This window comes from Mycobacterium sp. GA-1841, from assembly GCF_001954135.1.
In the GTDB taxonomy this organism is placed as follows: Bacteria; Actinomycetota; Actinomycetes; order Mycobacteriales; family Mycobacteriaceae; genus Mycobacterium.
The window spans coordinates 23,428-47,954 of sequence record NZ_MBEQ01000024.1 but is presented as its reverse complement, the minus strand read 5'-3'; the positions used below and the strand labels follow the sequence as shown (position 1 = coordinate 47,954).

Annotated in this window: 24 protein-coding genes; 17 read left to right on the top strand and 7 right to left on the bottom strand. The window is 67.2% G+C overall.

The genetic code is table 11. The annotated features are described in order from the left end of the window. The first annotated feature begins 110 nt into the window (after window positions 1-110). The 10 genes from eat to A5740_RS06445 all read left to right on the top strand — a co-directional run bounded on the left by eat (window position 111) and on the right by A5740_RS06445 (window position 10,164). Window positions 111-1,526, top strand: coding sequence for an ethanolamine permease (eat, locus tag A5740_RS06490; RefSeq protein WP_076192866.1), 1,416 nt, complete (start codon window positions 111-113; stop codon window positions 1,524-1,526). Beyond that, window positions 1,523-2,938, top strand: a complete 1,416-nt coding sequence (locus tag A5740_RS06485) for an ethanolamine ammonia-lyase subunit EutB (protein WP_076192458.1) — start codon at window positions 1,523-1,525, stop codon at window positions 2,936-2,938. Before eat ends, A5740_RS06485 begins: the two co-directional genes overlap by 4 nt. Next, window positions 2,935-3,708 carry an ethanolamine ammonia-lyase subunit EutC gene (gene eutC / locus A5740_RS06480; protein ID WP_076192456.1) on the top strand — a complete coding sequence of 258 codons (774 nt, stop codon included), beginning with the start codon at window positions 2,935-2,937 and terminating at the stop codon, window positions 3,706-3,708. Before A5740_RS06485 ends, eutC begins: the two co-directional genes overlap by 4 nt. Window positions 3,709-3,721: 13 nt before the next feature. After that, on the top strand, window positions 3,722-4,987 hold the full coding sequence (locus A5740_RS06475; protein WP_076192454.1) for a haloacid dehalogenase-like hydrolase: 1,266 nt from the start codon (window positions 3,722-3,724) through the stop codon (window positions 4,985-4,987). Window positions 4,988-5,157: 170 nt separating this feature from the next. After that, the gene (gene rplM, locus A5740_RS06470; RefSeq protein ID WP_076192452.1) at window positions 5,158-5,601 is read left to right on the top strand and encodes a 50S ribosomal protein L13; all 444 of its coding nucleotides are present in this window, start codon (window positions 5,158-5,160) and stop codon (window positions 5,599-5,601) included. Window positions 5,602-5,648: 47 nt separating this feature from the next. Beyond that, window positions 5,649-6,086, top strand: a complete 438-nt coding sequence (gene rpsI, locus A5740_RS06465; RefSeq protein ID WP_090515926.1) for a 30S ribosomal protein S9 — start codon at window positions 5,649-5,651, stop codon at window positions 6,084-6,086. Window positions 6,087-6,358: 272 nt separating this feature from the next. After that, window positions 6,359-6,829, top strand: a complete 471-nt coding sequence (locus tag A5740_RS06460; protein WP_175616181.1) for a hypothetical protein — start codon at window positions 6,359-6,361, stop codon at window positions 6,827-6,829. Between the two features lie 149 nt (window positions 6,830-6,978). After that, window positions 6,979-8,319: a phosphoglucosamine mutase gene (glmM, locus tag A5740_RS06455; protein ID WP_076192864.1), complete on the top strand. Its 1,341-nt coding sequence runs from the start codon at window positions 6,979-6,981 to the stop codon at window positions 8,317-8,319. Between the two features lie 36 nt (window positions 8,320-8,355). After that, window positions 8,356-8,661 (top strand): type VII secretion target, encoded by a 306-nt coding sequence (locus tag A5740_RS06450; RefSeq protein WP_076192448.1) that lies wholly within the window; start codon window positions 8,356-8,358, stop codon window positions 8,659-8,661. Window positions 8,662-8,682: 21 nt separating this feature from the next. Further along, the gene (locus A5740_RS06445) at window positions 8,683-10,164 is read left to right on the top strand and encodes a hypothetical protein (RefSeq protein ID WP_139334974.1); all 1,482 of its coding nucleotides are present in this window, start codon (window positions 8,683-8,685) and stop codon (window positions 10,162-10,164) included. A gap of 8 nt (window positions 10,165-10,172) precedes the next feature. Here A5740_RS06445 and A5740_RS06440 read toward each other — a convergent pair whose 3' ends face one another. The 3 genes from A5740_RS06440 to A5740_RS06430 all read right to left on the bottom strand — a co-directional run bounded on the left by A5740_RS06440 (window position 10,173) and on the right by A5740_RS06430 (window position 12,723). Continuing rightward, window positions 10,173-11,213 (bottom strand): LLM class F420-dependent oxidoreductase, encoded by a 1,041-nt coding sequence (locus A5740_RS06440; RefSeq protein WP_076192446.1) that lies wholly within the window; start codon window positions 11,211-11,213, stop codon window positions 10,173-10,175. 175 nt (window positions 11,214-11,388) lie between these two features. Next, window positions 11,389-11,985 (bottom strand): carboxymuconolactone decarboxylase family protein, encoded by a 597-nt coding sequence (locus tag A5740_RS06435; protein ID WP_076192445.1) that lies wholly within the window; start codon window positions 11,983-11,985, stop codon window positions 11,389-11,391. Between the two features lie 60 nt (window positions 11,986-12,045). Then, window positions 12,046-12,723 (bottom strand): TetR/AcrR family transcriptional regulator, encoded by a 678-nt coding sequence (locus tag A5740_RS06430; RefSeq protein WP_076192443.1) that lies wholly within the window; start codon window positions 12,721-12,723, stop codon window positions 12,046-12,048. A 201-nt stretch (window positions 12,724-12,924) separates the two neighbouring features. Here A5740_RS06430 and A5740_RS06425 point away from each other — a divergent pair, with 201 nt between their 5' ends. Then, a complete protein-coding gene (locus A5740_RS06425; protein WP_076192441.1) occupies window positions 12,925-13,743 on the top strand; it encodes an SDR family NAD(P)-dependent oxidoreductase in 819 nt (272 codons plus the stop codon). A 91-nt stretch (window positions 13,744-13,834) separates the two neighbouring features. Here the strand turns inward: A5740_RS06425 and A5740_RS06420 are convergent, their stop codons facing one another. Beyond that, complete coding sequence (locus A5740_RS06420; RefSeq protein ID WP_083653947.1) at window positions 13,835-14,686, bottom strand: dienelactone hydrolase family protein; 852 nt, start codon at window positions 14,684-14,686, stop codon at window positions 13,835-13,837. A gap of 94 nt (window positions 14,687-14,780) precedes the next feature. On the opposite strand from A5740_RS06420, the gene glmS reads away from it, so the two are divergent. Next, complete coding sequence (gene glmS, locus A5740_RS06415) at window positions 14,781-16,658, top strand: glutamine--fructose-6-phosphate transaminase (isomerizing) (protein ID WP_076192438.1); 1,878 nt, start codon at window positions 14,781-14,783, stop codon at window positions 16,656-16,658. Between the two features lie 82 nt (window positions 16,659-16,740). Here the strand turns inward: glmS and A5740_RS06410 are convergent, their stop codons facing one another. Then, the gene (locus A5740_RS06410; protein ID WP_076192437.1) at window positions 16,741-17,409 is read right to left on the bottom strand and encodes an MSMEG_1061 family FMN-dependent PPOX-type flavoprotein; all 669 of its coding nucleotides are present in this window, start codon (window positions 17,407-17,409) and stop codon (window positions 16,741-16,743) included. A gap of 11 nt (window positions 17,410-17,420) precedes the next feature. Then, on the bottom strand, window positions 17,421-18,380 hold the full coding sequence (locus A5740_RS06405; protein ID WP_076192435.1) for a PDR/VanB family oxidoreductase: 960 nt from the start codon (window positions 18,378-18,380) through the stop codon (window positions 17,421-17,423). Window positions 18,381-18,443: 63 nt separating this feature from the next. Between A5740_RS06405 and A5740_RS06400 the strand changes: the two genes are divergently transcribed. From A5740_RS06400 to A5740_RS06390, 3 genes are all read left to right on the top strand, one after another. Continuing rightward, window positions 18,444-19,097, top strand: coding sequence for a TetR/AcrR family transcriptional regulator C-terminal domain-containing protein (locus A5740_RS06400; protein ID WP_254849094.1), 654 nt, complete (start codon window positions 18,444-18,446; stop codon window positions 19,095-19,097). A 125-nt stretch (window positions 19,098-19,222) separates the two neighbouring features. Then, complete coding sequence (locus tag A5740_RS06395; RefSeq protein WP_076192860.1) at window positions 19,223-20,641, top strand: NAD(P)H-hydrate dehydratase; 1,419 nt, start codon at window positions 19,223-19,225, stop codon at window positions 20,639-20,641. A gap of 61 nt (window positions 20,642-20,702) precedes the next feature. Next, window positions 20,703-22,085: a glutamate decarboxylase gene (locus A5740_RS06390; RefSeq protein WP_076192433.1), complete on the top strand. Its 1,383-nt coding sequence runs from the start codon at window positions 20,703-20,705 to the stop codon at window positions 22,083-22,085. A gap of 46 nt (window positions 22,086-22,131) precedes the next feature. On the opposite strand, the gene A5740_RS06385 is transcribed toward A5740_RS06390, so the two are convergent. Continuing rightward, window positions 22,132-22,803, bottom strand: coding sequence for a response regulator transcription factor (locus A5740_RS06385; protein WP_076192432.1), 672 nt, complete (start codon window positions 22,801-22,803; stop codon window positions 22,132-22,134). Between the two features lie 180 nt (window positions 22,804-22,983). Between A5740_RS06385 and A5740_RS28215 the strand changes: the two genes are divergently transcribed. Both A5740_RS28215 and alr read left to right on the top strand, forming a co-directional pair. Beyond that, window positions 22,984-23,247, top strand: coding sequence for a hypothetical protein (locus A5740_RS28215; RefSeq protein WP_139334973.1), 264 nt, complete (start codon window positions 22,984-22,986; stop codon window positions 23,245-23,247). A 104-nt stretch (window positions 23,248-23,351) separates the two neighbouring features. Further along, window positions 23,352-24,521, top strand: coding sequence for an alanine racemase (gene alr, locus A5740_RS06380; RefSeq protein ID WP_076192430.1), 1,170 nt, complete (start codon window positions 23,352-23,354; stop codon window positions 24,519-24,521). Window positions 24,522-24,527: the final 6 nt, after the last annotated feature.

Sequence of the window (24,527 nt, the reverse complement as noted above, 5' to 3'; positions counted from 1 at the left end):
TGAGTTTCCTACCTTTGAGCCACGCCCACTCGGGCCCCCGGGATCGAGTCCGTCGTTCGGTGCACGACCGGTATCACATACGAAAAATGCAGTATCTGAAGGAGTTTGACATGGCGGGTGTGGAAGAACACCTGGAGAGCGCTGACTATCTGCAGAAGCGTCAGCTCAAATCCGGAAGTGCGGGCTGGCTGCTGCTGGCCGGCCTGGGCGTCAGCTACGTCATCTCCGGCGATTTCTCGGGCTGGAACTTCGGCCTTGAACAGGGCGGCTTCGGTGGTCTGCTGATCGCCGTGGCGATCATCGCCACCATGTACTTCTGCATGGTGTTGGGATTGGCCGAACTGTCCTCGGCCCTGCCCGCAGCCGGCGGCGGCTACACCTTCGCCCGCCGGGCGCTCGGCCCCTGGGGCGGCTTCGCCACCGGCACGGCGATCCTGATCGAATACTCGATCGCCCCAGCGGCCATCGCCACGTTCATCGGCGGCTATGTCGAATCCCTGGGACTGTTCGGAATCCACAAGGGCTGGTGGGTGTACCTGGCGGCGTTCATCCTCTTCATCGGCATCCACCTCGCCGGCGTCGGCGAGGCGCTGCGGTTGATGTTCGTCATCACCGCCATCGCGATCCTCGGCCTGGTGATCTTCGCCGTGAGCGCCATCGGCAGCTTCGACGTCGCCAACCTGACCGACATGGCTCCCGACGCGTCGGCACTGGGGTCGTCGGCGTTCCTGCCGCATGGTTACCTCGGCATCTGGGCCGCCATCCCGTTCGCCATCTGGTTTTTCCTGGCCGTCGAAGGCGTTCCGTTGGCCGCCGAGGAAACCGCCAACCCGGAGCGCAACGTGCCGCGCGGCATCATCGCCGCGATGACCGTCCTGGTGGTCACCTGCGTGACGGTGCTGTTCCTGACCACCGGAGCCGGTGGCGCCGAGGCGATGTCGACCGTGGACGATCCGCTGGTGCAGGCGCTCGGCGGCGACGGCACGGCCGCCAGGCTCGTCAACTACATCGGGTTGGCCGGTCTGATCGCCAGCTTCTTCTCGATCATCTACGCCTACTCCCGCCAGACGTTCGCGCTGTCCCGCGCCGGGTACCTGCCCACCTCGCTGTCGGTGACCAACAAGCGCAAGGCCCCGACGCTGGCGCTGGTCGTCCCCGGTGTCGTCGCCTTCGCGCTGTCGCTGACCGGCCACGGGGACCTGATCCTCAACATGGCGGTGTTCGGCGCCGCACTGAGCTACGTGTTGATGATGATCAGCCACATCGTGCTGCGGGTCCGCGAGCCGGAGATGCCCCGGCCGTACCGCACCCCGGGCGGTGTCGTGACGACCGGCTTCGCGCTGATCGTCGCGGTGGTCGCGCTCATCGCGACCTTCCTGGTCAACCCGCTGGCCGCCGGTCTGTGTCTCGCGGTGTTCGCGGCGTTCATGCTGTACTTCGCCCTGTACAGCCGCCACCGTCTGGTGGCCAACTCGCCCGATGAGGAGTTCGCGATGCTCGCGGAAGCGGAGAGCGAATTGAAATGAAGTACCACCAGCAGGTTTCGGGGGTGACCTACAGCTTCGACGGGCTCGTCGAGGTGATGGCCAAGGCCACCCCGCTGCGCTCGGGCGATCAGCTCGCCGGGTGCGCGGCCGAGCACGACGGTGAACGCGCTGCCGCCGCCTGGGTGCTCGCCGACCTCCCGCTCGACATCTTCCTCAACGAGGAGCTGGTGCCGTACGACACCGACGAGGTGACCCGGCTGATCATGGACAGCCATGACCGCCAAGCCTTTTCGGAAATCTCACATCTGACGGTCGGCGGGCTGCGGGACTGGCTGATGGACACCACCGCGCACGATCACAGCGCCGAGCGGCTGGCCACTGTCGCGCCGGGACTGACCCCGGAGATGGTGGCGGCGGTCAGCAAGATCATGCGCAACCAGGATCTGATCGCGGTGTCGGCCGCCGCGGAGGTGACCGCGGCGTTCCGCACGACGGTCGGCGCCCGCGGCACGCTGGCCACCCGGTTGCAGCCCAACCATCCCACCGATGACCCGCGTGGCATTGCCGCGGCGGTGCTCGACGGGCTGTTGCTGGGCTGCGGTGACGCGGTGATCGGGATCAACCCGGCCACCGACTCGCCGCAAGCCACCGCCGACCTGTTGTACCTGCTCGACTCGATCCGCACGCGCTACGACATCCCGGCGCAGTCCTGTGTGCTGTCGCACGTCACCACCACGATCGGCCTGGTCGAGGCCGGGGCGCCGGTGGACCTGATCTTCCAGTCGATCGCGGGCACCGAAGGGGCCAACTCCGCGTTCGGGGTGAATCTGCAGCTGTTGCGGGAAGGCAACGATGCGGCGCGGTCGCTCAACAGAGGCACCGTCGGCGACAACGTCATGTACCTGGAGACAGGACAGGGTTCGGTGCTGAGTTCGGGGACGCACCTCGGTGTCGGCGGCAAGCCGGTGGATCAGCAGACCTTGGAGGCCCGCGCCTACGCGGTGGCCCGCGACCTGCAGCCGCTGCTGGTCAATACCGTCGTCGGATTCATCGGGCCCGAGTACCTCTACGACGGCAAGCAGATCATCCGGGCCGGGTTGGAAGACCACTTCTGCGGCAAGTTGCTGGGGCTGCCGATGGGCGTCGACGTCTGCTACACCAACCACGCCGAGGCCGACCAGAACGACATGGACACGCTGCTGACGTTGCTGGCGGCGGCGGGGGTGGCCTTTGTCATCACCGTGCCGGGCGCCGACGATGTGATGCTGGGCTACCAGAGCCTGTCGTTCCACGACGTGCTGACCGCCCGGCGCACGCTGGGGCTGCGGCCGGCCGCCGAGTTCGAGGCCTGGTTGCGCCGCGTCGGCATGGTCGACGACACCGGCAAGCTGACCCCGTTCGACCTGGAGCGTTCGGTGCTGCGGTCCCTGACCTCGGCAGAGGTGCGATGAGCTCGAACGAGGTTGCGGTCCAAGAGTTCTGGGATGAGCTGCGCAAGACCACCCAGGCCCGGATCGGGTTGGGGCGGGCCGGCAACGCCCTGCCCACCCGACGGGTCCTGGAACTGTCCGCCGCGCATGCCGCCGCTCGCGATGCGGTGCACGTGCCGCTGGAGGTCGATCGACTCCGGGAAGCTCTCCTCGAAGTAAGTATCGGCGAGCCGACCGTGGTGACCAGTAAAGCCACCTCCCGCGACGAGTACCTGCGCCGCCCCGATCTGGGGCGGGCACCCGAAGACGGCATGCAGGTGCCCGAAACCCCGGCCGACATCGGCTTCGTGCTGGCCGACGGTTTGTCGCCGACGGCGCTGGCCCATCACGGGGCTGCGCTGCTGACCGAATTGGTGGCCGCACTCAAGGACCGCCACACCCTGGCCCCGCCGGTGATCGCCACGCAGGCCCGCGTCGCACTCGGCGACCACATAGCAGCTCAGGCCCGGATGCGGACCGTGCTCGTCATCATCGGGGAACGGCCCGGCCTGAGCGTCGCCGACAGCCTCGGCATCTACCTCACCCACCTGCCGATGCCCGGCCGCACCGACGCCGACCGCAACTGCATCTCCAACATCCACCCGCCCGACGGCCTGGGATATGCCGAGGCCGCCCGGGTGGCAGCCGGCCTGGTCGACGGCGCGCTGGCCCTGGGCCGCTCCGGCGTCGACCTCAAGGACACCTCACGAACCTCGGAGCTCGACCCGACCCGCATGACCCAGCTCAACTGAATCAGGAGTCTCGATGACCGTACGTGCCGTCCTGTCTCTGCTCGCCGCGACGACGGTCGCCCTGGCGGGGTGCGGTACCAGCGAGGACTCGGAAGAGTCGTCGGCTGCCCAAACGCCCGCGTGTCGCACTCTGGTCGACAGCCCCGGTTGGTACGGCGACAACCGGGACCGGATCAACGCGATGCTCGCGGAGTTGGGTACCTGTGGGGCGGACGGCTCGGTGGCCGACGGCGCTCCGCTGGCGCTCTTCGACTGGGACAACACCGTGGTCAAGAACGACATCGGCGACGCGACGTTCTTCTGGATGGTGCGCAACGGCAAGTTGCGGGCACCCGCCGGCGGCGACTGGAAGACCACGAGCCCGTACCTCACCCCGCAGGCCGCCGCAGCGCTCGGCAAGGCTTGCGCCGCAACCACTCCGGGCCAGCCGATGCCGACCGACACCGATCTCGGGTGTGCCGACGAACTGGTGTCGGTGTACACCGACGGAGAGACGCGGGCCGACGAACCGGCCTTCGCCGGGTTCAACGCCCGCCGGTTCGAGCCGTCGTACGCGTGGGCCGCGCAGATGCTGGCCGGTTGGCGTGAATCGGAACTGACCGGGTTCGCCGAGGCTGCCCGTAAGGAAAATCTCGCCGCGCCAGAAGGCACCGAGCAGAAGGTCGGCAGCGGCGAGGAGACCGGCTGGGTCCGGTACTACCCAGAGATGCGAGACCTGGTGAAAACTTTGCGCACCAACGGTTTCGACGTTCGCATCATCTCTGCGTCGGCCGAGCCGGTGGTGCGGGTGTGGGCGGCCGATCTCGGCTTCACCCCGGACAAGGTGATGGGCGTGCGCACCGAGCGAGACGGTGATGTGCTGACGTCGAAGCTGGTGCCGTGCGGCGGTGAGACGGCCATCCCGTACATCGAGGGCAAGCGATGCCGGGTCAACGAGGACGTCTTCGGAGTCAAGGGGCCCGCTGCGTTCGAGCAGCAGGCCGAGCCGAAGCGCGCGGCTTTCGGAGCGGGGGACTCCGACACCGACGTCACCTTCCTCACCGATGCCACCGCCCTGCGCCTGGTGCTCAACCGCAACAAGACCGAGCTGATGTGCTCGGCGTACGACAACGTCGACGGTCGCTGGCTGGTCAATCCCATGTTCATCGAGCCGAAGAAGAAGCAGGGCGACCTGTACGAATGCTCGACCGAGGGCTACATCGAGCCCGGCGGCAAGGAGGCCCCGCTGCACCGGGCCGACGGAACTGTGGTGCCTGATCAGCAGGACTCGGTCTCATAGTCGCGTTTTGACCTGCGCGGACACCCGCCGGTAAGCTGCTCCGTTGGTGTGCGCTGCTCTGTTGGGCGCGGTCCCCGGGTCAACGTCGGTCGCCGGGACATCGTAGAGCGCCTGCCTGACCGGCACCCGGGACATTCCGGGACTCAACCCGAGAAGAAGAGGTAAGCGCTGTGCCTACGTACACGCCGAAGGCGGGTGACACCACGCGTCAGTGGTATGTCATCGACGCCGAAGACGTGGTGCTCGGCCGGCTCGCCGCGGCAGCTGCCAATCTGCTGCGCGGCAAGCACAAGCCGACATTCACGCCGAATGTCGACGGTGGCGACTTCGTCATCGTCATCAACGCCGACAAGATTTCCGTCAGTGGTAACAAGCTGACCAACAAGTTCGCTTACAGCCACTCGGGTTACCCGGGCGGTCTGCGCAAGCGGACCATCGGCGAGCTGTTGCAGAAGCACCCGACCCGCGTCGTCGAGAACGCGATCATCGGCATGCTGCCGCACACCAAGCTCGGTCGGCAGATCCAGAAGAAGCTCAAGGTCTACGCCGGTCCGGATCATCCGCACGCCGCGCAGCAGCCGGTTCCGTACGAGATCAAGCAGGTGGCCCAGTGACCGAAACGATTGAGAACGGCAGCGAGAACACCGACGGCGTCGAGACCGTGACCGAGAGCGTCGAGGTGGAGCAGGAGCACCGCGAGCCGGTCATCATCGACCGTCCCATCCAGACCGTCGGCCGCCGCAAGGAGGCCGTGGTGCGGGTGCGCCTGGTGCCCGGCACCGGCCAGTTCAACCTGGACGGCCGCACCTTGGAGAACTACTTCCCCAACAAGGTGCACCAGCAGCTGATCAAGGCCCCGCTGGTGACCGTCGACCGCCTGGAGCAGTTCGACATCTACGCCCACCTCGATGGTGGTGGCCCCTCGGGTCAGGCCGGCGCCCTGCGCCTGGCGATCGCCCGTGCGCTGATCCTGGTGCAGCCGGAGGACCGGCCTGCGCTCAAGCGTGCCGGCTTCCTGACGCGTGACCCGCGTGCCATCGAGCGCAAGAAGTACGGCCTCAAGAAGGCCCGCAAGGCGCCTCAGTACAGCAAGCGCTGATCTGTTCGAGTCTTGGCCGCCGGGCATGGGGTTGTCCCCATGCCCGGCGGTTTTTTTCTGACTTTTTGCGCTCCGGCTCAGCAATGGGTATCCGGCGACATCACCAGTGTCGACAACTTGCACAGCGAACTCCAATGTGGCCGCGTCCCGACGTCGATCATTAAAATTTGGTTTGAGTTCTTCGGAAAACGTGCAACCCGTGGAGGTGAAGCGGGGGCGCTGGTGTGCGCTCGGAACAGACCGAACCGCTTCCCGACTGAGAGGAGCACTGCATGCTTTCGATGAAGAACGACACCCTCAAGCGAGTGACGGTAGGGGCCGCTATGGGAGGGGCGCTGTTCTTCTCGGCCGGTGTGGGGCTGGCCGGCGCCGACACCCAGGACGGCAAGGTCGACGTCTCCGTCGGTTCGGCGGGTGTGCTTCAGGACGTCGACGTCTCCTCGGCCGCGGCATTGGCGGCCAAGGTGTGCGACACCGATGCCGGCACGGTGACATCGGCCGCGCAGAAGGTCGATGCCAGTGGCACCGAGCAGAGCGTCTGCGACAACACGATCGGGGCCGTGAGCTTCCGCCAGAACGAGGCCGCACCCGCCCCCGGCGAGGCCGGTACGACGCCGTCGAGCTACACCGAGGGCACGGGTCCCCACGAGAGCGATACCGCGCCGACCACCACGACGTCGCCCACGTCGACGCCGGCGCCGGGTTCCGCCCCGAGCGAGGACACTGACGCGCCGATCGGCTGATCGGCTCGCCACGCTCACCGCCCGCATCTGATCCAGGTGCGGGCGGTGATCTGCGTCGGGGATCACGAGGCGATATCGATTGCGCGCCGACATGGTCGCTGACCTCGCCGGTTGTGTTTCTGGCGGCCAATTATGAGAAGTTTGAGAGCATGGCTCGACTGTTCGGCACCGATGGGGTGCGCGGGGTCGCCAATCGTGATCTGACTGCAGAACTGGCAGTTGCACTCGGTTCGGCGGCAGCGCGACGACTCGCCGGCTCCGCCGGGCCTCGCCGCCGGGTGGCCGTCGTGGGACGCGATCCGCGGGCCAGCGGTGAGATGCTGGAAGCCGCCGTGATCGCCGGCATCACCAGCGAGGGTGTCGACGCCCTGCGAGTCGGCGTGCTGCCGACCCCCGCGGTTGCCTACCTGACCAGTGCTTACGACGCCGACTTCGGGGTGATGATCTCCGCGTCGCACAACCCGATGCCCGACAACGGCATCAAGATCTTTGGTCCGGGCGGGCACAAGCTCGATGACGCCGCCGAGGACCGCATCGAGGAACTCGTGCATGCCGGCCCTGGGCAGCGCCCGACGGGCGGCGGTATCGGCCGGGTCCTGGACGCCGAAGATGCGCTGGACCGCTATCTGCGCCACGCAGGCAAGGCTGTGACCACGCGGCTCGACGGGCTGACCGTCGTGGTCGACTGCGCGCACGGAGCGGCATGGGCGGCCGCTCCGCGGGCGTACCGGGCTGCCGGGGCGAACGTCATCGCGATCAACGCCGAACCGAACGGCCTCAACATCAACGACGGCTGCGGGTCCACCCACATGGAGACATTGCGGGCCGCCGTCATCGAGCACGGCGCCGATCTGGGGCTCGCGCACGACGGCGATGCCGACCGCTGCCTGGCCGTGGACGCCACGGGTCAGGTGATCGACGGGGACGCGATCATGGTGGTGCTGGCGCTGGCGATGCAGGAGGCCGGTGAGCTGGCCTCGAACACGCTGGTGGCCACCGTGATGAGCAACCTGGGATTACATCTGGCCATGCGGGCGGCCGGGATCGAGGTCCGCACCACCGGCGTCGGGGACCGTTACGTCCTGGAGGAACTGCGGGCCGGTGAGTACTCGCTCGGTGGCGAACAGTCCGGTCACATCGTGTTGCCGGGTCTGGGCACGACCGGTGACGGCATCGTCACGGGCCTGCGGCTGATGTCGCGGATGGCTCACACCCGCACCTCGTTGGCTGCACTCGCCGAGCCGATGCGCACCCTGCCGCAGGTGCTGATCAATGTCGCGGTCGAGGACAAGACGGCGGTGGCGACGGCCCCGTCCGTGCAGTCGGCGGTGGCCGAGGCGGAGGCCGAACTCGGCGATACCGGCCGAATCCTGTTGCGGCCGTCGGGCACCGAGCAGGTGGTTCGGGTGATGGTCGAGGCGGCCGACGAGAACACGGCTCGGATGTTGGCCGTGCGGGTGGCCGATTCGGTCAGCGGCCAGTCGGCCTGAGGGAACCAGACGCCGGCCGGCTGCGTCTAAACCGGCATGGGACAACTTGACCCGGCCCGTATCGATGTCGCGGCCGTGCTTGCCGCGGCGCAACAATACGACGCGATCGGCGATCTGCTGCAGGGCGGCGCCCGTGTCCGGCTCAGTCGGCCGGTATTCGGCGGGGCCACCGCCGGCCGGGAGCATGTCGGCCACGGTGAAGCCGTCCGGTCCAGTATCGACGACCTGGCCGACGCCGTGGAGCAGTGGGCGCGAGCGGCCGGCGAGATCGCCGCGGTGCTTCGGCTCTGCGCTGACCGCTATGTGAGCACCGATGAGCTGGCCGCCGGCCGGGTGGGCTGAGTGATGTCCGGAAGTCGTGACGTGGCAACGGGTTTGGCGCACGGGCTGCCCGCGGTGGACACGCTGGCCGAATACGTCTGGGCGGCACATCTGCTCGGTTATCAACATCCCGATCTGACTGCCACGCCCACCGCGATGTACGACCGGTATTGGGCCGAGGATGGGCTGGACCTGGATGCGCTCGAGGCCGACCGAGCCGCGCTCGTGGCGGCGGCAGCGGTCGCTGAACAGGCATTGCAGCTGCAGCGGGGCCAGGCCGACGCGTTGGCGGCCGCCTGGCAGGGCGGCGGGGCAGAGGCCTCGCGCACCTTTCTGACCGGCCACGCCAAGGTGTCCGAGCAGCTGGCCGGGGCGGTGCGGGCGGCGGCAGAGGTGCTCGAGAGACTCGGTGAGCGGTTGTGGCAGGCGGTTGACGACAAGGTCTCGGCTGCGATCGAGATCGAGCAGCGCTGTGCGTCGCAGCGCGAGGCCTGGTTGGCCGCGGCGCGGACGGTGCGCAGCGGGGTCGGGGAGCGCGACACGGCCGCCGAGCTGGTCGACCAACAGGTCAAGCCGTTTGTCGCCGAGCACGTCGGTGGGGATTGGTTGAGCGCCATGCGCACCGGAACCGCCGCGGTGGCCGATGCCTATGAGGATGCGCTCGCGGCTCTCCGCTCCGCGCCGATGCCGGTGTTCGCGGTGCCGGGGCAGCTGGGTCCCCGACCGGGTATCGGCGCCCGGCTCGATTCTGTCGAGTACCCGAGGTATTCGCCTGCACCACAGCATTTTTCGCAGGATACGCCAGATGCACCCTTCGGTGGGCCGTCGATTCCGGCCGCCGCACCTGCCGGCGCCGGACCATCAGTGGTACCCGCAGCTGCACCCGTTCCGGCCCCGGCGGCGCCGACAGCGCTCGATCCGGCGGCGGCGGCCGACCCGACGGCCCCGATTGCGCCCACCGGATCCGGAACCGGCGGTTGGGGCTCGGGACTTCCCGGTGCAGGAAGTCTCGGGGCCGGAAGCCCCCTGGCGGATCTGGGACAGCGCCTGGCCGACATGTTCGGCGGGTTGATTGGATCGGATGCCGGCAGCGTGGCCGGTGACAGCGTCGACCCGTTCGACCCAGAGGACGTGCTCGCTGACGAGCCCGAGGACGTGCCCGACGACGAAGATCTGGCGGGCGACGACGATCTGCCCGACGACGAAGATCTGCCCGACGACGAAGATCTGGCGGACGACGAAACCAGCGACGAAGACCCCGACGAGGATCCCGATGTCGGCGACGAGGCGGCCGCTGCCCTCGACGGCGCCCTCGACAGCGCCGCCGACCCGGGGCAGGACGACGCCGGTACGGCGGACACCGTCGCCCCGCCTGAGACACCACCAGAACCACTGCCGACGGCAACGGCTGTGGCGCCACCGCTCGATCCACCGACGGAGCCGGCGACCATGCCAGTGGCCGGGTCGGAGGGCGAGACGCCCTGTTCGATTGCCGCCGACGAGCTGCCGCAGGTCGGCGGCTGAGGATCCGGTCAGCGGGTGAGTGACACCAGTTCCTCGCAGAACTTCACGGTCTCGGCGGAATCGGTGGCCAGTGGGTGTACCAGCATCGTGGTGACCCCGGCCTCGGCGTAGGCGGCCAGTCGCTCCTTGACGAATCCCTTTGGCCCGACCAGGGATACGTTGCGGACCAGGTCGTCGGGCACGGCCGCGATGGCCTCGGCCTTCTTGCCGGCCAGGAAGAGATCCTGGATCTGGTCGGCGACCTCGCCGTAGCCGTATCGGGTGGCCAGCTTGTGGTAGAAGTTCTGGCCGCGGGCACCCATGCCGCCGATGTACAGCGCCAGTTGAGGTTTCGCCCAGGCCAGTCGGTCTTCCACGTCGTCGCCGATGGCCAGGCTGGCGCTGACCATGACGTCCAGCGGTCCGAGTGCCGCGTCGCGTTTGGCAGTCCCGGCCCGCAGCGCGTCGCCCCACACGTCGTCGGCTTTTTCCGGTAGGTAGAAAATCGGTTGCCAGCCCTCGGCGATCTCGGCGGTGAGCTCGACATTCTTCGGTCCGAGTGCCGCGATGGTGATCGGAATCCGTTCCCGCACCGGGTGATTGATCAGATGCAGAGACTTCCCGAGTCCGGTCCCACGGTCGGCCGGAAGCGGGAGTTGATAGTACTTGCCCTGGTAGTCGACGTTCTCACGCCGCCACACCTGTCGGCAGATGTCGACGACTTCGCGGGTGCGGCCCAGCGGCGCGTCGAACGGCACGCCGTGGAAACCCTCCATCACCTGCGGGCCGGACGTTCCGAGACCCAACTGGAACCGGCCGTCGGACACATAGTCCAGCCCGGCTGCGGTCATGGCCATCAGTGACGGCGTGCGGGTATAGATCGGCACCACGCCGGTGCCGAGTTCCATGGTCGAGGTCTTGGCGGCCAGGTAACCCAACTGGCTGACCGCGTCGTAGGAGTACGCCTCGGCCACCAGGGCGATGTCGATGCCGACCTTCTCCAGTTCGACGACCTGATCGGCCGCCTCCTTGAAGCCGCCCGCATAACTGAGAAAGATGCCAGTGCGCATCGCAGGAGTGTAGCAACCCACCAGTTGGTTGGGAGCGTGGGCCGACGGCGGACCACGCAACGTACTCCAGATGTCGAGATGCAGTTTCGGGTCCCCAATGGGTGCCACTGCAGTTACTACGGTGTGGCCGGCCCGCTGTGCCGGCAGGCGTTCGCACAGCGCCGGTCGACACTATCTAGAACAACTCGTCGTAACGCTGCATCAGCTCGTCGATGTCGCGGTCGAGGGGCAGCTGCAACGAGTTCAGCATGCGCGCCAGGGCGTCGTATCCGGAGACGGTGAAGATCAGGTCGAGCACTTGCTTGGTATCGAGTTCGGACGTCAGCGTCTGCCAGGTCTGGTCGCTGATCGACCCATCGTGGACGAGTTCATCTACTGCCCAGAGCATTCCGGCTTCGAGCTTGTCCCAAAACGGAGCCTCAGGGCCGTAGGCGATGCGGCCGATCTCCTCATCGGTCAGCCCGGCGTCGCGGGCGACGAACAGGTGCTGTGCCCACTCGTATCCGCATTTGCGGAGTGCCGCCACTCGCATCACCAGCAGTTCGCGATGTCGTTCGGACAAGGTGGTGCCCGACAACAGATGCCCGTTGAAGGTGAAATACGCCTGTGCCAGTGCCGGGTGATGGGCCATGGCGCCCAGCACGTTGAGCGCTTTGGGCCGGTCGGTGGTCGGCATCGGTTGATGTCGCGGATTCGGAGGTCGCAGCGCCGCCAGCGCGTCGCGCATCTCGGGTGGGAAGTCCTTCGGTGCAAGGGGTTCGATACGTGTCATGTCAGGCAATGGCCTCCTCGCCGCCCAGGGGATGTTCACGAGCCGGGACACGGGTCCGCGTCATGTCCGACGAATCTTGCGACGTTGCCGATCGGTGACCGGGGCCTGCCACAGGCCGACAATGCCGTCGATGAGGCCGCTTGCGGCGTCGTGCCAGTCTGCCCGCGGCCCCTTTGTGCCTTCGGCGAAGTGACGTTCTATCGCCGCGCAGGTGTACACCAGCATCGTTCGCATCATGATGACCCGTTCGGCACGAACGTGTTTCGGCAAATCGGGCACGGCGTGGTCGATGCGTTCGACGACGTGGCGCATGGACGCCGATTCCATCGCGTTCTTGGTGACCACTCTTTGGTAGGAGGGGTCGGTCATCACCTGGGCGGCGAACCGGGCATACCAGGTAGGCCCGGGAAGTGATGCCAGGTAATCGGCGGCCGGTTGCACCAGGCAGGTCACCCAGTCGCGCAGTTCTGTGGAATCACCGGTGTCGGCGATAAGGGCACTGCGACGTTGCTCGATGTCGCGAGCATGAAGTTCTTCGATGGCGCGCACCAGATCCTTTTTGGCGCCGAAGTGATAGCCCACCGCAGCGTTGTTGCCCTGGCCGGCGGCTTCGACGATCTGGCGATGCGTCACCGCTTCCACACCGTATTCGGCGAACAGCCGTTCCGCAGCGGTCAGCAGTGCTTCTCGGGTGCCGTCCGCGCGGGCAGAGCGTGGGCTGCGCGCGGACGTCGGCATGGGGCCAGTGAACAGCGCACCTTGACATAAGTCAAACGTCTTACTTAAATGACGACGGTCACACCGAGGAGGGTCATGTCTGCCGGCGACGCTGGGGCGATGACGCAACCGCACGATCTCTACGGTGTCGCGGTGGACAGCCAGCGCTGGGATTGACGCAAATAGCCTGAAGCTGGAGATCGATGCTCGGGAGGTATTTCAGTGGCTTTGTCCAAGCATGCGGCAGCGCTGGATGGTCGGGTCGCCGTCGTCACCGGCGCCGGTTCGGGTATCGGCCGGGGGATCGCCGAAACCTTTACCGAATACGGTGCGCGGGTGGCGATTTGGGAGAAGGATGCACAGACCGCCGAAGCGGTCGCCGCCTCGATCGGCGGGCTGGCCTGTGCCACCGACGTCCGCGATCCCGAACAGGTCGACGTGGCATTGTCCAGAACCATCGAGGAGCTCGGCATTCCCAGCGTCCTGGTGAACAACGCCGGCGGTACCTTCAAATCCCCGTTTTTGGAGACCTCGGTCAACGGCTGGGATGCCCTGATCCGCGCCAACCTCACCCAGGTCCTGCTGTGTACGCAACGGGTCGCGCGGACTCTGGTGCAGCACGGTGAGGCGGGCAGCATCATCAACATCACCTCCATCGAGGGCACCCGGGCCGCACCCGGTTACGCGGCTTATGCTGCGGCCAAGGCAGGGGTCATCAACTTCACCCAGACAGTCGCCCTGGAATTGGCCCCGCACCGGATCCGGGTCAACTGCCTGGCACCTGACTTCACCCTCACCGAGGGGTTGGAACGCATCGGTACGCCGGAATCGGTGGGCAACGCCGTGCACAACATCCCCCTCGGCCGAGCCGGGCATGTCGACGAGATGGGCGGCGCCGCAGTCTTTCTGGCGACCGATCTGGGCGCATACGTGACCGGGCAGACCATTCACGTCGACGGTGGGACCAGCGCCGCCGGTGGCTGGTATCACCACCCGCAGACCGGTGATTACATCCTGGGCGTCCCGCGACCCGTCGGCTGACAAGTTTCTCGAATTTTCGGCTCGACGGGTACGAAAACCGGCGGTCGACAATCCCGTGGGGACCACCTGGGCACGTTGGAAGCCTGGCAGCCTACGGCTTGAGCAGCGCGACGACCTTGTCTTCAAGGGCCACCGGATCGGCGTTCGGATCGGCCGGTTCGGTGTGGGGGAGCACCGCGTCGGGATCGGCGAAGTCGCGATAGGTCTTGTCGCCGGCCAACGTCGCCAGCAGATACCCGGTGAGGAGCCCGCGAACGATCTTTTGAGTGTCCTTGTCGGCGCCGGGCAGGCCGAAGAAGCGAGCCAACCGGCGACCCTCGACCAGCCCGCCGGCCTTGGCCTTGCTGACCGTGCGCAGCGTCGCACCCGTCCAGGCCTGCGCCAGCTCCACGGCGTTCGAGCGCAGCGTCATCGGGTCTCCGGGCGCCGTCAGCACCAGGCCGGGCACCTGCAGCGTCGACGCCGGTTCCTCGGCCCGCGGCGTGGTGACCGTCGGGAACAACGACACGACGGCCTTCGGACGGTGCTGGTCACCGGCCATGCCGGCGGCGGCGAACACCGCCGCGGACCCACCGAAGCCGTGGCCCACCACACCCCGCTTACCCGGGTGCACGCTGATCTTGCCCGGGCCCAGCCGGACCCCGGTGATGATCTCCAGGGCGGCGCCCAGGTCGAAGGCGAAATTGAGCACCGAGGGCGCCAACCCCTTCTCGGTGTCGGGGGCGGCGGCCACGATTCCCCACGAGGCAAGGTGTTCCAGCGTGCGCGCATAGTTGCCGGCCTGTGCCATCCAGTCGTGGCCCAACACCACCCCGGGCAGGTTCAAACCGGTCTCGGGCGTGTACACCACGCCGGGCATACCGGCGAAAGCCAGGTCGCCGCGCAGGACCTTGTGCGGTCCGCGCCGGGTCAACCGTCCGAAGAGCTTCTTTGTGCTGGCCACGGGTTGACCGTAGCGCAGTGGGCAGGGTGATTTACGTCAACCGTCGTCGCGCAGAATCGGGTCGGGACGGCCCCCTGCACTACCCTGGGACCCTATGTGTGGAATCGTCGGCTACGTCGGGACGCGCCCGGCGCGCGGCATCGTGGTCGACGCGCTGCGGCGGATGGAGTACCGGGGTTACGACTCCTCGGGAATCGCGCTGCTCGACGGCCACGGCGGGATGACGGTGCGACGGCGCGCCGGCCGGTTGGCCAACCTGGAAACCGCCCTCGACGAGACCGATGACGGGGTGCTGACCGGCACCACCGGCCTCGGCCACACCCGATGGGCCACCCATGGCCGCCCCACCGACCGCAATGCCCACCCGCACCGGGATGCCGCAGGTCAGGTCGCCGTCGTCCACAACGGGATCATCGAGAATTTCGCCGTCCTGCGCTCCGAGCTCGAAGCCGAAGGCGTCGAGTTCGCCAGCGACACCGATTCCGAGGTGGCCGTGCACCTCGTATCGCGGCAGTACCGCCAGGGCGCGACGGCCGGAGATTTCCCGGCCTCGGTGCTGGCCGTCCTGCAGCGTCTGGAAGGCCACTTCACCCTGGTGTTCGCCAACGCCGACGATCCGGGCACGATCGTGGCCGCCCGCCGGTCCACGCCGCTGGTGGTCGGGATCGGCGACGGGGAGATGTTCGTCGGCTCCGATGTGGCGGCCTTCATCGAGCACACCCGCCAGGCCGTGGAGCTCGGTCAGGATCAGGCCGTGGTGCTGACCGCCGACGGCTACCGGATCACCGACTTCTTCGGCAACGACGATCTGCAGGCCGGCCGCGACTACCGCGAATTCCACATCGACTGGGATCTCGATGCCGCCGAAAAAGGTGGCTACGACTACTTCATGCTCAAGGAGATCGCCGAGCAGCCGGCCGCGGTCGCCGACACGCTGCTGGGGCATTTCGTCGACAGCGGCATCGTCCTCGACGAGCAGCGCCTGTCCGATCAGGAACTCCGCGAGATCGACAAGGTCTTCATCGTCGCCTGCGGCACCGCGTACCACTCCGGTCTGCTGGCCAAGTACGCCATCGAGCACTGGACCCGGCTGCCCGTCGAGGTCGAACTCGCCAGTGAATTCCGGTACCGGGATCCGGTGCTGGACCGCAGCACGCTGGTGATCGCCATCTCGCAGTCCGGCGAGACCGCCGACACCCTGGAGGCCGTCCGGCACGCCAAGACGCAGAAGGCCAAGGTGCTGGCGATCTGCAACACCAACGGCAGCCAGATCCCGCGCGAGGCCGACGCGGTGCTCTACACCCGGGCCGGGCCGGAGATCGGGGTCGCGGCCACCAAGACGTTCCTGGCCCAGATCGCGGCGAACTATCTGGTCGGGCTGGCGCTGGCCCAGGCCCGCGGGACCAAGTACCCCGACGAGGTCGAGCGCGAGTACCGCGAGCTGGAGGCCATGCCCGACATGGTCAGCCGAGTGCTGGCCGGGATCGAGCCGGTGTTCCAGTTGGCGCAGCGGTTCGCCAAGTCACCGACGGTGCTGTTCCTGGGCCGTCACGTCGGCTATCCGGTCGCGCTGGAAGGTGCGCTCAAACTCAAAGAGCTGGCTTACATGCACGCCGAAGGTTTTGCCGCCGGCGAGCTCAAGCATGGTCCGATCGCCCTGATCGACGACGACCTACCGGTCATCGTGGTGATGCCCTCGCCGAAGAACGCCGCGATGCTGCACGCCAAGCTGTTGAGCAACATCCGGGAGATCCAGGCCCGCGGCGCGGTCACCATCGTCATCGCCGAGGAGGGCGACGACACGGTGCGGCCCTACGCCGATCACCTGATCGAGATCCCGGCGGTGTCAACGCTTTTCCAGCCGCTGCTGTCGACAATCCCGTTGCAGGTGTTCGCTGCCGGGGTGGCCCGGGCCCGTGGCTACGACGTCGACAAGCCACGCAACCTGGCGAAGTCCGTCACCGTCGAATAGAGACTGGCTCTCGAATGTCGGCTTGTGTGCGAGTTTCCGGAGAAACCCGCCCACAAGCCACGTCGGGCCGGTGATGAATGGGTCAATACAGCTCGTTCTCGTAGTGGTCATCGATCACAGCGTGCAGTGAACCGGCCAGGTCACCCAGTTTCTCGGCCATCTTCGCCGCGCTCTCGGTGATCGTGAGGGTGTAGAAGTCACCGCCCAGGGTCACGGCCTCGGCCAAACCGCGAGAGTCGCCCTCCCACAGCTTGGCCCGGATCACGGCCTTGCCGCACTGACCGAACACCTCGCGAATGCGCACGATGGTGGCCAACATCGCTGGTTTGCCATCGGCGCTGAGCATTTCGAGCAGTTCGGGATCGTCGGTGACGAATGCGTCCCCGTTGACCCGGATCACCTCGCGGATGCCGGGCACGAAGAAGACCAGGCCCACCGCCGGGTGCTTGGTGATGTTTTCGTGGGTGTCGGCGAGCTTGTTGCCCGGCCGGTCCGGGATGGCGAGCGTCCACGGATCGAGGATTCGCACCGAACCCGGTGGATCGCCTCGGGGGCTGGTGTCCAGCTGACCGTCTGCGCCGACGGTGGCCATGCAGAAGAAGGGACTGTGCGCGATGAACCGGGCGGCGAATTCGCCGAGTTTCGGTTCCTTCTTCTCGGCGATGAACCGCTCGGGAAACCCGACCACCTCCCTGATGCGCTCCATCGAGATGGGGGAGTACGAGTCCGCTGCGGTCGCTGTCGATTTCATCGCCGGATCCTTTACACGTCGAGAACGAGCCGGGGAGTCTTTGCCCGGGACACACAGATGTACATGCGGTCGTTGGCGGCGCGCTCGGACGCGGAGAGGATGTCGTCGCGATGGTCCGGCTCCCCGTCGACGACGGCGGTCTCGCAGGATCCGCAGACACCCGATCGGCACGACGACGGAACGTTGATCCCGGCGCCGTCGAGGGCGGCCAGAATGCTCTGGCCCGCTTCGACATTGACGGTCGCGCCCGATGCCGCACACACCACCTCGACCGGTTTGTCTCCGGTCGACCGGGCTCGTTCGCGGGGCTTGAAGCGCTCAAGGTGCAGACTGTCGGCCGGCCAGTGGGCGACCGAATCCTGCAACGCCGAAAGCAGGGCGGCCGGGCCGCACGCATAGATCTTCACACCGGGCTGAACGTCGGCGAAGTACTCACCGAGAGGGATGCGCCCGCCGGCGTCAGAGGGGTAGAAGCTCACCCGCGGTCCGAATTTCCGAACGTCGTCCAAGAAAGGCATCGACGCAGCGGTGTGCCCACCGTAGAGCAGTTTCCAATCCAGACCCCACGATTCGGCCTGGCGGATCATCGGAAGAATTGCGGTGATCCCGATGCCGCCGGCCACGAATACATATGAGTCGGCCCGCTGCAGCCGGAAGGTGTTTCGCACACCGGCGACCCTGAGCTGTTGTCCGGGTCGCAGAAATGCGTGCACATACTCGGAACCGCCCCGGCTGGTGCGTTCTCGCCGAACCCCGATGCGGTAGTACGACCGCTCACCGACCGGACCGCACAACGAGTATTGGCGCTGGATTCCGGTCGGCAGAACCAGGTCGATGTGGGCACCAGGCTCCCACGCCGGCAGCAGCTCATCGGAGCACGGCTGTAGGAGCACCGACACCACGCCCTCGGCTTCCCATCGCAGCTGTCGTACGGCGACACCGATCCCGTCGGCTGTCACTTCGTTTCTCACGTCACGCCCTTCCCAATTAACAATGTTAATTGCAGGTCAGAGCGTACTGATAACGTTGTTAACGTGTCAACCGCCTCGACCGGACGTGATCGCGTGACGCTGGCGAAGCTGTCCGTCGGCCGCGTGGTCGACGAGGCGCTGGCCCTGGTGAACGAGGGGGGCCTGGAATCGCTGACCATGCGCCGGCTGGCCGACCGGCTGCAGGCGCACCTGCCGACGATCTACCGACTGGTCGACGGCAAGGATGCCCTCATCGACGAGATGGCCGAGACGATTCTGGCGAAGGCGCTCGAGAACTCCCACGCCGGCGTCCAGAGCGTCCAGGAGTGGATCGATGGCGTCAAAAACCTTGCCGCGGCATTGCGCTCGGCCCTGCTGGCACAGCGTGACGGAGCCCGAATCGTCGGCGGTAACTACGCCGCCAAGCGGGCGAACCTGACCTTCGTCGACACGCTCGTCGGCCGTATCCAGGCCGGCGGTCTCACCCACGAACGCGCCTTGTGGGCTGCCAGCTCACTGTTCTGCTACGTCCTCGGTGAAGTTTTGGAGCAGCAGGGAGCTGCCGGGGGCGAAACCGAGACGCTCGAAGGCGTGGTGCGGGCGGGGGAGTACCCACACCTCGCATCCAGCCCGGTCGAGCACTTGCTGGACTTCGACGCGCGATTCGACTTCGGTTTGAACCTGCTCATATCGGGCATGAGGGACGCGCGAAAGTGACGCAGCGGTCGCTGCCCCGTCGGCGGTAGCAGCCATGACGTCACTTTCGCTGACTGTCCCGAGCGAACACACGTAACCTGTTGGCGCGCGGCAAAGTCGACAACACCTCGAGCGGGCGGGAGCTGATGCGGTACTACTACTCGGCCGATGCGATCCGTGCCGCCGAGGCGCCTCTGTTGGCGTCGTTGCCCGAAGGTGGGTTGATGCGCCGCGCCGCGTACGGGTTGGCCACCGCGATCGGTGCCGAGTTGAAGATGCGCACCAGCGGTGTCGCCGGCCGCCGGATCTGTGCCGTGGTGGGTTCGGGTGACAACGGCGGGGACGCGCTCTGGGCCGCGACGTTCCTGCGTCGGCGGGGCGCCGCCACCGATGCGGTGCTGCTCAATCCGGACCGCACTCATGTCGACGCGCTGGGTGCGTTCCGGCGCGCCGGGGGACGGGTGGTCACCGAGATCGCCGCCGGAACCGATCTGGTGATCGACGGGGTGGTCGGCATCTCCGGGCGCGGCCCGTTACGGCCCGCCGCCGCTGCGGTATTCGCCGCCACCACCGCGCCCGTAGTTGCCGTCGACCTGCCCAGCGGTCTCGACGTGCAGACGGGCGCCGACGACGGTCCGCATGTGCATGCCGCGTTGACGGTCACCTTCGGCGGCCTCAAACCGGTGCACGCCCTGGGAGAGTGTGGCCGTGTCGAACTCGTCGACATCGGTCTGGACTTGGCGCCCACCGACCTGGCCGCGTTCGAGGCAGCCGATGTCCGGGCCCGCTGGCCGATCCCCGGTCCGCACGACGACAAATACAGCCAGGGCGTCACCGGCGTGGTGTCGGGCTCGGCGACCTATCCCGGCGCGGCGGTGCTGAGCGTCGGTGCCGCGGTGGCCGCCACCTCCGGCATGGTCCGATATGCGGGAAGCGCTGCGCCGCAGGTGCTTTCGCATTGGCCCGAGGTGATCGCCGCACCCACCGTCGGAGAGACGGGCCGGGTGCAGGCCTGGGCCGTCGGACCCGGGCTGGGCACCGACGAGACGGCGAAGGCCGCCCTGCGTTCCGCGCTGGAGTCCGACCTTCCGGTGATCGTGGACGCCGACGGGCTCACCATCCTGGCCAAGGACCCCGGCATGCTCACCGACCGCAGTGCGCCGACCGTGCTGACCCCGCACGCCGGCGAATTCGAACGGCTCGCCGGTGATCCGCCCGGCAGCGATCGCGTCGGCGCGACGCGCGACCTCGCCGGGCGTCTGGGTGCCACGGTCCTGCTCAAGGGAAACGTGACCGTCATCGCCGAGCCCGGTTCGGCGGGCATGACCTACCTCAACCGGGCCGGCCAGTCCTGGGCTGCCACAGCAGGTTCCGGTGACGTGCTGTCGGGCATCATCGGCGCCCTGCTCGCCGCCGGTCTGCCCGCCGGAGAAGCCGCGGCCGCAGCAGCGTTCGTCCATGCCCGCGCCGCCAACCTGTCGGCTGCCGATCCCGGGCCCAGCCCGGCGCCGACGTCGGCGTCGCGCATCCTGTCCCATGTCCGTGCCGCAATCGCCTCGCTCTGATCAAGCCCTCATGAAAACGAAGCTCTAACGAAAACGAAGCTCTAACGAAAAGGACAAATCCATGCCGCACAAGCACCATCGCAGCCCGCACATCGCGCCGGCCTACACCGGCAGGTTGGCGATGGCGCCGGTGCCGTCACTGCGCCTGCCCAACGATGCCATGGACCCCGATGCGGCCTACCGGTTCATCCATGACGAGTTGATGCTCGACGGCAGCTCGCGGTTGAACCTGGCGACGTTCGTCACCACCTGGATGGAACCGCAGGCCGAAAAGCTGATGGCCGAGACGTTCGACAAGAACATGATCGACAAGGACGAATACCCGGTCACCGCCTCGATCGAGTCGCGCTGCGTGAACATGGTCGCCGACCTGTTCCATGCCGAGGATCTGCGCGACGACGACCCGAGCAGTGCGACCGGAGTGTCCACGATCGGCTCGAGCGAGGCGGTGATGTTGGGCGGGTTGGCGCTCAAGTGGCGCTGGCGCGAAAAAGTAGGGAAAGACTGGAAGGGGCGCACCCCGAACCTGGTGATGGGCTCCAACGTCCAGGTGGTGTGGGAGAAGTTCTGCCGCTACTTCGACGTCGAGCCCCGCTACCTGCCGATGGAAGAGGGCCGGTACGTCATCACCCCGGAGCAGGTTCTCGCCGCGGTCGACGAGGACACTATCGGTGTGGTGGCGATCCTCGGCACCACCTACACCGGTGAGTTGGAACCGATCGCCGAGATCTGCGCGGCGCTCGATCAGCTGGCTCAGGAAAAGAATTTGGACGTGCCCGTGCACGTCGACGCCGCCAGCGGTGGATTCGTCGTCCCGTTCATCCATCCCGATCTGGAGTGGGACTTCCGGCTTCCGCGCGTGGTGTCGATCAACGTCAGCGGACACAAGTACGGGCTGACGTACCCCGGTATCGGTTTCGTGGTGTGGCGCAGCCAGGAGCATCTGCCCGAGGACCTGGTGTTCCGGGTGAACTACCTGGGTGGTGACATGCCGACGTTCACCCTGAACTTCTCCCGGCCCGGCAACCAGGTGGTGGGCCAGTACTACAACTTCCTGCGGCTGGGCCGCGCCGGGTACACCAAGGTGATGAAGTCCCTGTCACAGACCGCGCGCTGGCTCGGTGACGAACTGCGCGACAGTGAGCACTTCGAGCTGATCTCCGACGGGTCGGCCATCCCGGTGGTCAGCTTCCGGCTCAAGGGCAATCCCGGTTACACCGAGTTCGACGTGTCCCAGGGGCTGCGTGCCTACGGCTGGCAGGTGCCGGCGTACAGCATGCCCGACGACGCCACCGACATCGTGGTGTTGCGGGTGGTGGTGCGCGAGGGCTTCTCGGCGGATCTGGCCCGGGCCCTCAAAGACGACACCATCACGGTGCTCAAGCAGCTCGACGAGCTCAAACCGCGCGGACAGTTCGACGATCAGCAGCCGTTCGCGCACTGACGTTCGCGCAATCACGCGCCGATCTCGGATCAACCACCGATCCCAATCAGCCACCGCGAAGAAACGCGATGACCGCCTGCACCCGACGGTGATCGTCTCTGGTCTCGGTGATGCCGAGTTTGGTGAAGATGTTGTGGACGTGTTTCTCGATGGTGCCCTCGGCCAGATATAACCGGCGGGCGATGCCGTCGTTCGAGCGGCCCTCGGCCATCATTCTGAGCACGTCGTGCTCACGCGCGCTGAGTGCGTCGAGCGGATCCTGGTCTTCGCGGGCCGATGCCAGGGCCTGGGCCACCGCGGGCCCGACGATGCAGGCGCCGCGGGCGATCCGCTTGAGAATGTCGACGAAATCGGCGATGTCGGTGATCCGACTGGTGAGCAGGTAGCTGATCCCGCCGCCGCCGGCCAGCGCGTCGATCGCATGCCGCACCTCGACGCGCGCACACAGCACCAGCACGCCCGTATTCGGAAACTCGGTGCGGATCGAGCGCGCGACCTCGTATTCCGCCGGGTGATCGGACGGATCCGGGATGTGGATCAGGACGAGATCAGGCTCATTCGCGCGCACCAACTCCGGCAGTCGGAGTGCACCGTCGGCCCGTCCCACCACATCGAAGCCCCAGTGGTCGAGCAAACCTGCCAGGCCTTCGCGCGACAGCACGTCGTCAGCGGCCACGATGACACGGATCGCGACTTCGGGGCCGCTGTCGTCTGCCATCGCTTGTCTCCACACCGACCGCGTCATCGTCGGCGGTCGGCGTAGTGATACCCGCTGCACGACGTTTGGCTTCGCCGGTAACCCGGCTACCCCTCAAGCAATGGGGGGCTAGCACCAATGATATTTCGTCGGCGCGCGGCAACCGTGGAAGTACAGGACAACTGAAGGAGCGTGGGCCAAGTGAATAGGACATCCAAACCGGTTTCACTTGCGGCGGTGCTGACCGGCGCTGTTGCCGCAATAGGTACCGCCGCAGGAATAATCGCTGCACCAAGCGCTTTCGCCGCGCCGGCCGCCGACTGCTCACATGGTGGCGGCTCGGTGGTGTGTCAGACACCGGGCAACGCCGAGGTGTACTCGGTCCCACCGAGCACCACCCCCGGTATGGGCATCGGCAGCAACGGCCCCTACGGGCCATGGGGTAACGTGCCGCCGCTGCGCTAGCGGTTCCGCAACGGCGGTCCGCCCGAGGAAGGGATGACCGAACTCACCGTCGCCGCGCTCTGGAGGCAGTCGTCGTCTGGGACAATGGTCGACGGTGACATGACATGCAGACGACCGAACTCACGACAGCACTGACCGAGCACCCATCGCCGCAGGCGATGGTGGATCTCGCTGCGATCGACCACAACGTGCGTCTGCTGCGCGACCATGCCGGCGATGCCCAGGTGATGGCGGTCGTCAAGGCCGACGGTTACGGGCATGGCGCCGTAGAAGTGGGCCGCGCCGCGCTGGCCGCCGGTGCTGCCGAGCTCGGGGTGGTGACGATCGCCGAGGCGCTGGCGTTGCGCGCCGGCGGGATCACCGCGCCGGTGCTGTGCTGGCTGCACCCGCCGGGCACCGACTTCGCGCCGGCGCTGGCGGCCGACGTGCAGATCGGGGTGTCCTCGGTGGGGCAGGTCGACGACGTGGTCAGCGCTGTCCGTCAGACCGGGCGCGCGGCGACGGTCACGGTGAAGGTCGACACCGGGCTGAGCCGCAACGGGGTCAGTCCAGCTGATTTCCCCGCGATGATCGCCGCCCTGGCACGGGCCCAGTCCGACGGCGCGATCCGGGCCCGCGGGATCATGAGTCACCTGGCCCACGGCGACGAACCCGACAATCCGTTCAATGCGCTGCAAGCCCAGCGCCTCACCGCGATGCGGGAGCAGGCCGCCGCGACCGGTGTGGTGTTCGAGATCGCTCATCTGGCCAACTCGCCGGCCGTGATGACCCGGCCGGATCTGGCCTTCGACATGGTGCGGCCCGGAATCGCGGTCTACGGCCTGAGCCCGATCCCCGAGCTCGGCGATATGGGGCTCCGTCCGGCGATGACCCTGAAATGTCCTGTCGCGCTGGTCCGTTCGGTCCGCGCCGGCGACGGGGTGTCCTACGGACACCGCTGGATCGCGCCACAGGACACCACGTTGGCGCTGCTGCCGGTCGGATACGCCGATGGCATATTCCGCTCGCTGGGCGGGCGGATCGAGGTCCTGATCAGGGGACGGCGTCGGCCCGCCGTCGGCCGGATCTGCATGGACCAGTTCGTCGTCGACCTCGGTCCCGACGCCGCCGACGCCCGCGCGGGTGACGACGCGATCCTGTTCGGTCCCGGTACGCAAGGCGAGCAGACCGCCCAGGACTGGGCCGAGCTGCTCGGCACCATCAACTACGAGGTGGTGACCAGCCCGCGCGGCCGCATCTCCCGCACGTATCTGCAGGCAGGTCACGAGCGTTGAGTCGCA

Bases quoted from the DNA above. Each gene is read 5' to 3' on its own strand.
- eat (WP_076192866.1), top strand. From the start codon at position 111: ATGGCGGGTGTGGAAGAACACCTGGAGAGCGCTGACTATCTGCAGAAG.
- A5740_RS06485 (WP_076192458.1), top strand. From the start codon at position 1,523: ATGAAGTACCACCAGCAGGTTTCGGGGGTGACCTACAGCTTCGACGGG.
- eutC (WP_076192456.1), top strand. From the start codon at position 2,935: ATGAGCTCGAACGAGGTTGCGGTCCAAGAGTTCTGGGATGAGCTGCGC.
- A5740_RS06475 (WP_076192454.1), top strand. From the start codon at position 3,722: ATGACCGTACGTGCCGTCCTGTCTCTGCTCGCCGCGACGACGGTCGCC.
- A5740_RS06460 (WP_175616181.1), top strand. From the start codon at position 6,359: ATGCTTTCGATGAAGAACGACACCCTCAAGCGAGTGACGGTAGGGGCC.
- glmM (WP_076192864.1), top strand. From the start codon at position 6,979: ATGGCTCGACTGTTCGGCACCGATGGGGTGCGCGGGGTCGCCAATCGT.
- A5740_RS06450 (WP_076192448.1), top strand. From the start codon at position 8,356: ATGGGACAACTTGACCCGGCCCGTATCGATGTCGCGGCCGTGCTTGCC.
- A5740_RS06440 (WP_076192446.1), bottom strand. From the start codon at position 11,213: ATGCGCACTGGCATCTTTCTCAGTTATGCGGGCGGCTTCAAGGAGGCG.
- A5740_RS06435 (WP_076192445.1), bottom strand. From the start codon at position 11,985: ATGACACGTATCGAACCCCTTGCACCGAAGGACTTCCCACCCGAGATG.
- A5740_RS06430 (WP_076192443.1), bottom strand. From the start codon at position 12,723: ATGCCGACGTCCGCGCGCAGCCCACGCTCTGCCCGCGCGGACGGCACC.
- glmS (WP_076192438.1), top strand. From the start codon at position 14,781: ATGTGTGGAATCGTCGGCTACGTCGGGACGCGCCCGGCGCGCGGCATC.
- A5740_RS06410 (WP_076192437.1), bottom strand. From the start codon at position 17,409: ATGAAATCGACAGCGACCGCAGCGGACTCGTACTCCCCCATCTCGATG.
- A5740_RS06395 (WP_076192860.1), top strand. From the start codon at position 19,223: ATGCGGTACTACTACTCGGCCGATGCGATCCGTGCCGCCGAGGCGCCT.
- A5740_RS06390 (WP_076192433.1), top strand. From the start codon at position 20,703: ATGCCGCACAAGCACCATCGCAGCCCGCACATCGCGCCGGCCTACACC.
- A5740_RS06385 (WP_076192432.1), bottom strand. From the start codon at position 22,803: ATGGCAGACGACAGCGGCCCCGAAGTCGCGATCCGTGTCATCGTGGCC.
- alr (WP_076192430.1), top strand. From the start codon at position 23,352: ATGCAGACGACCGAACTCACGACAGCACTGACCGAGCACCCATCGCCG.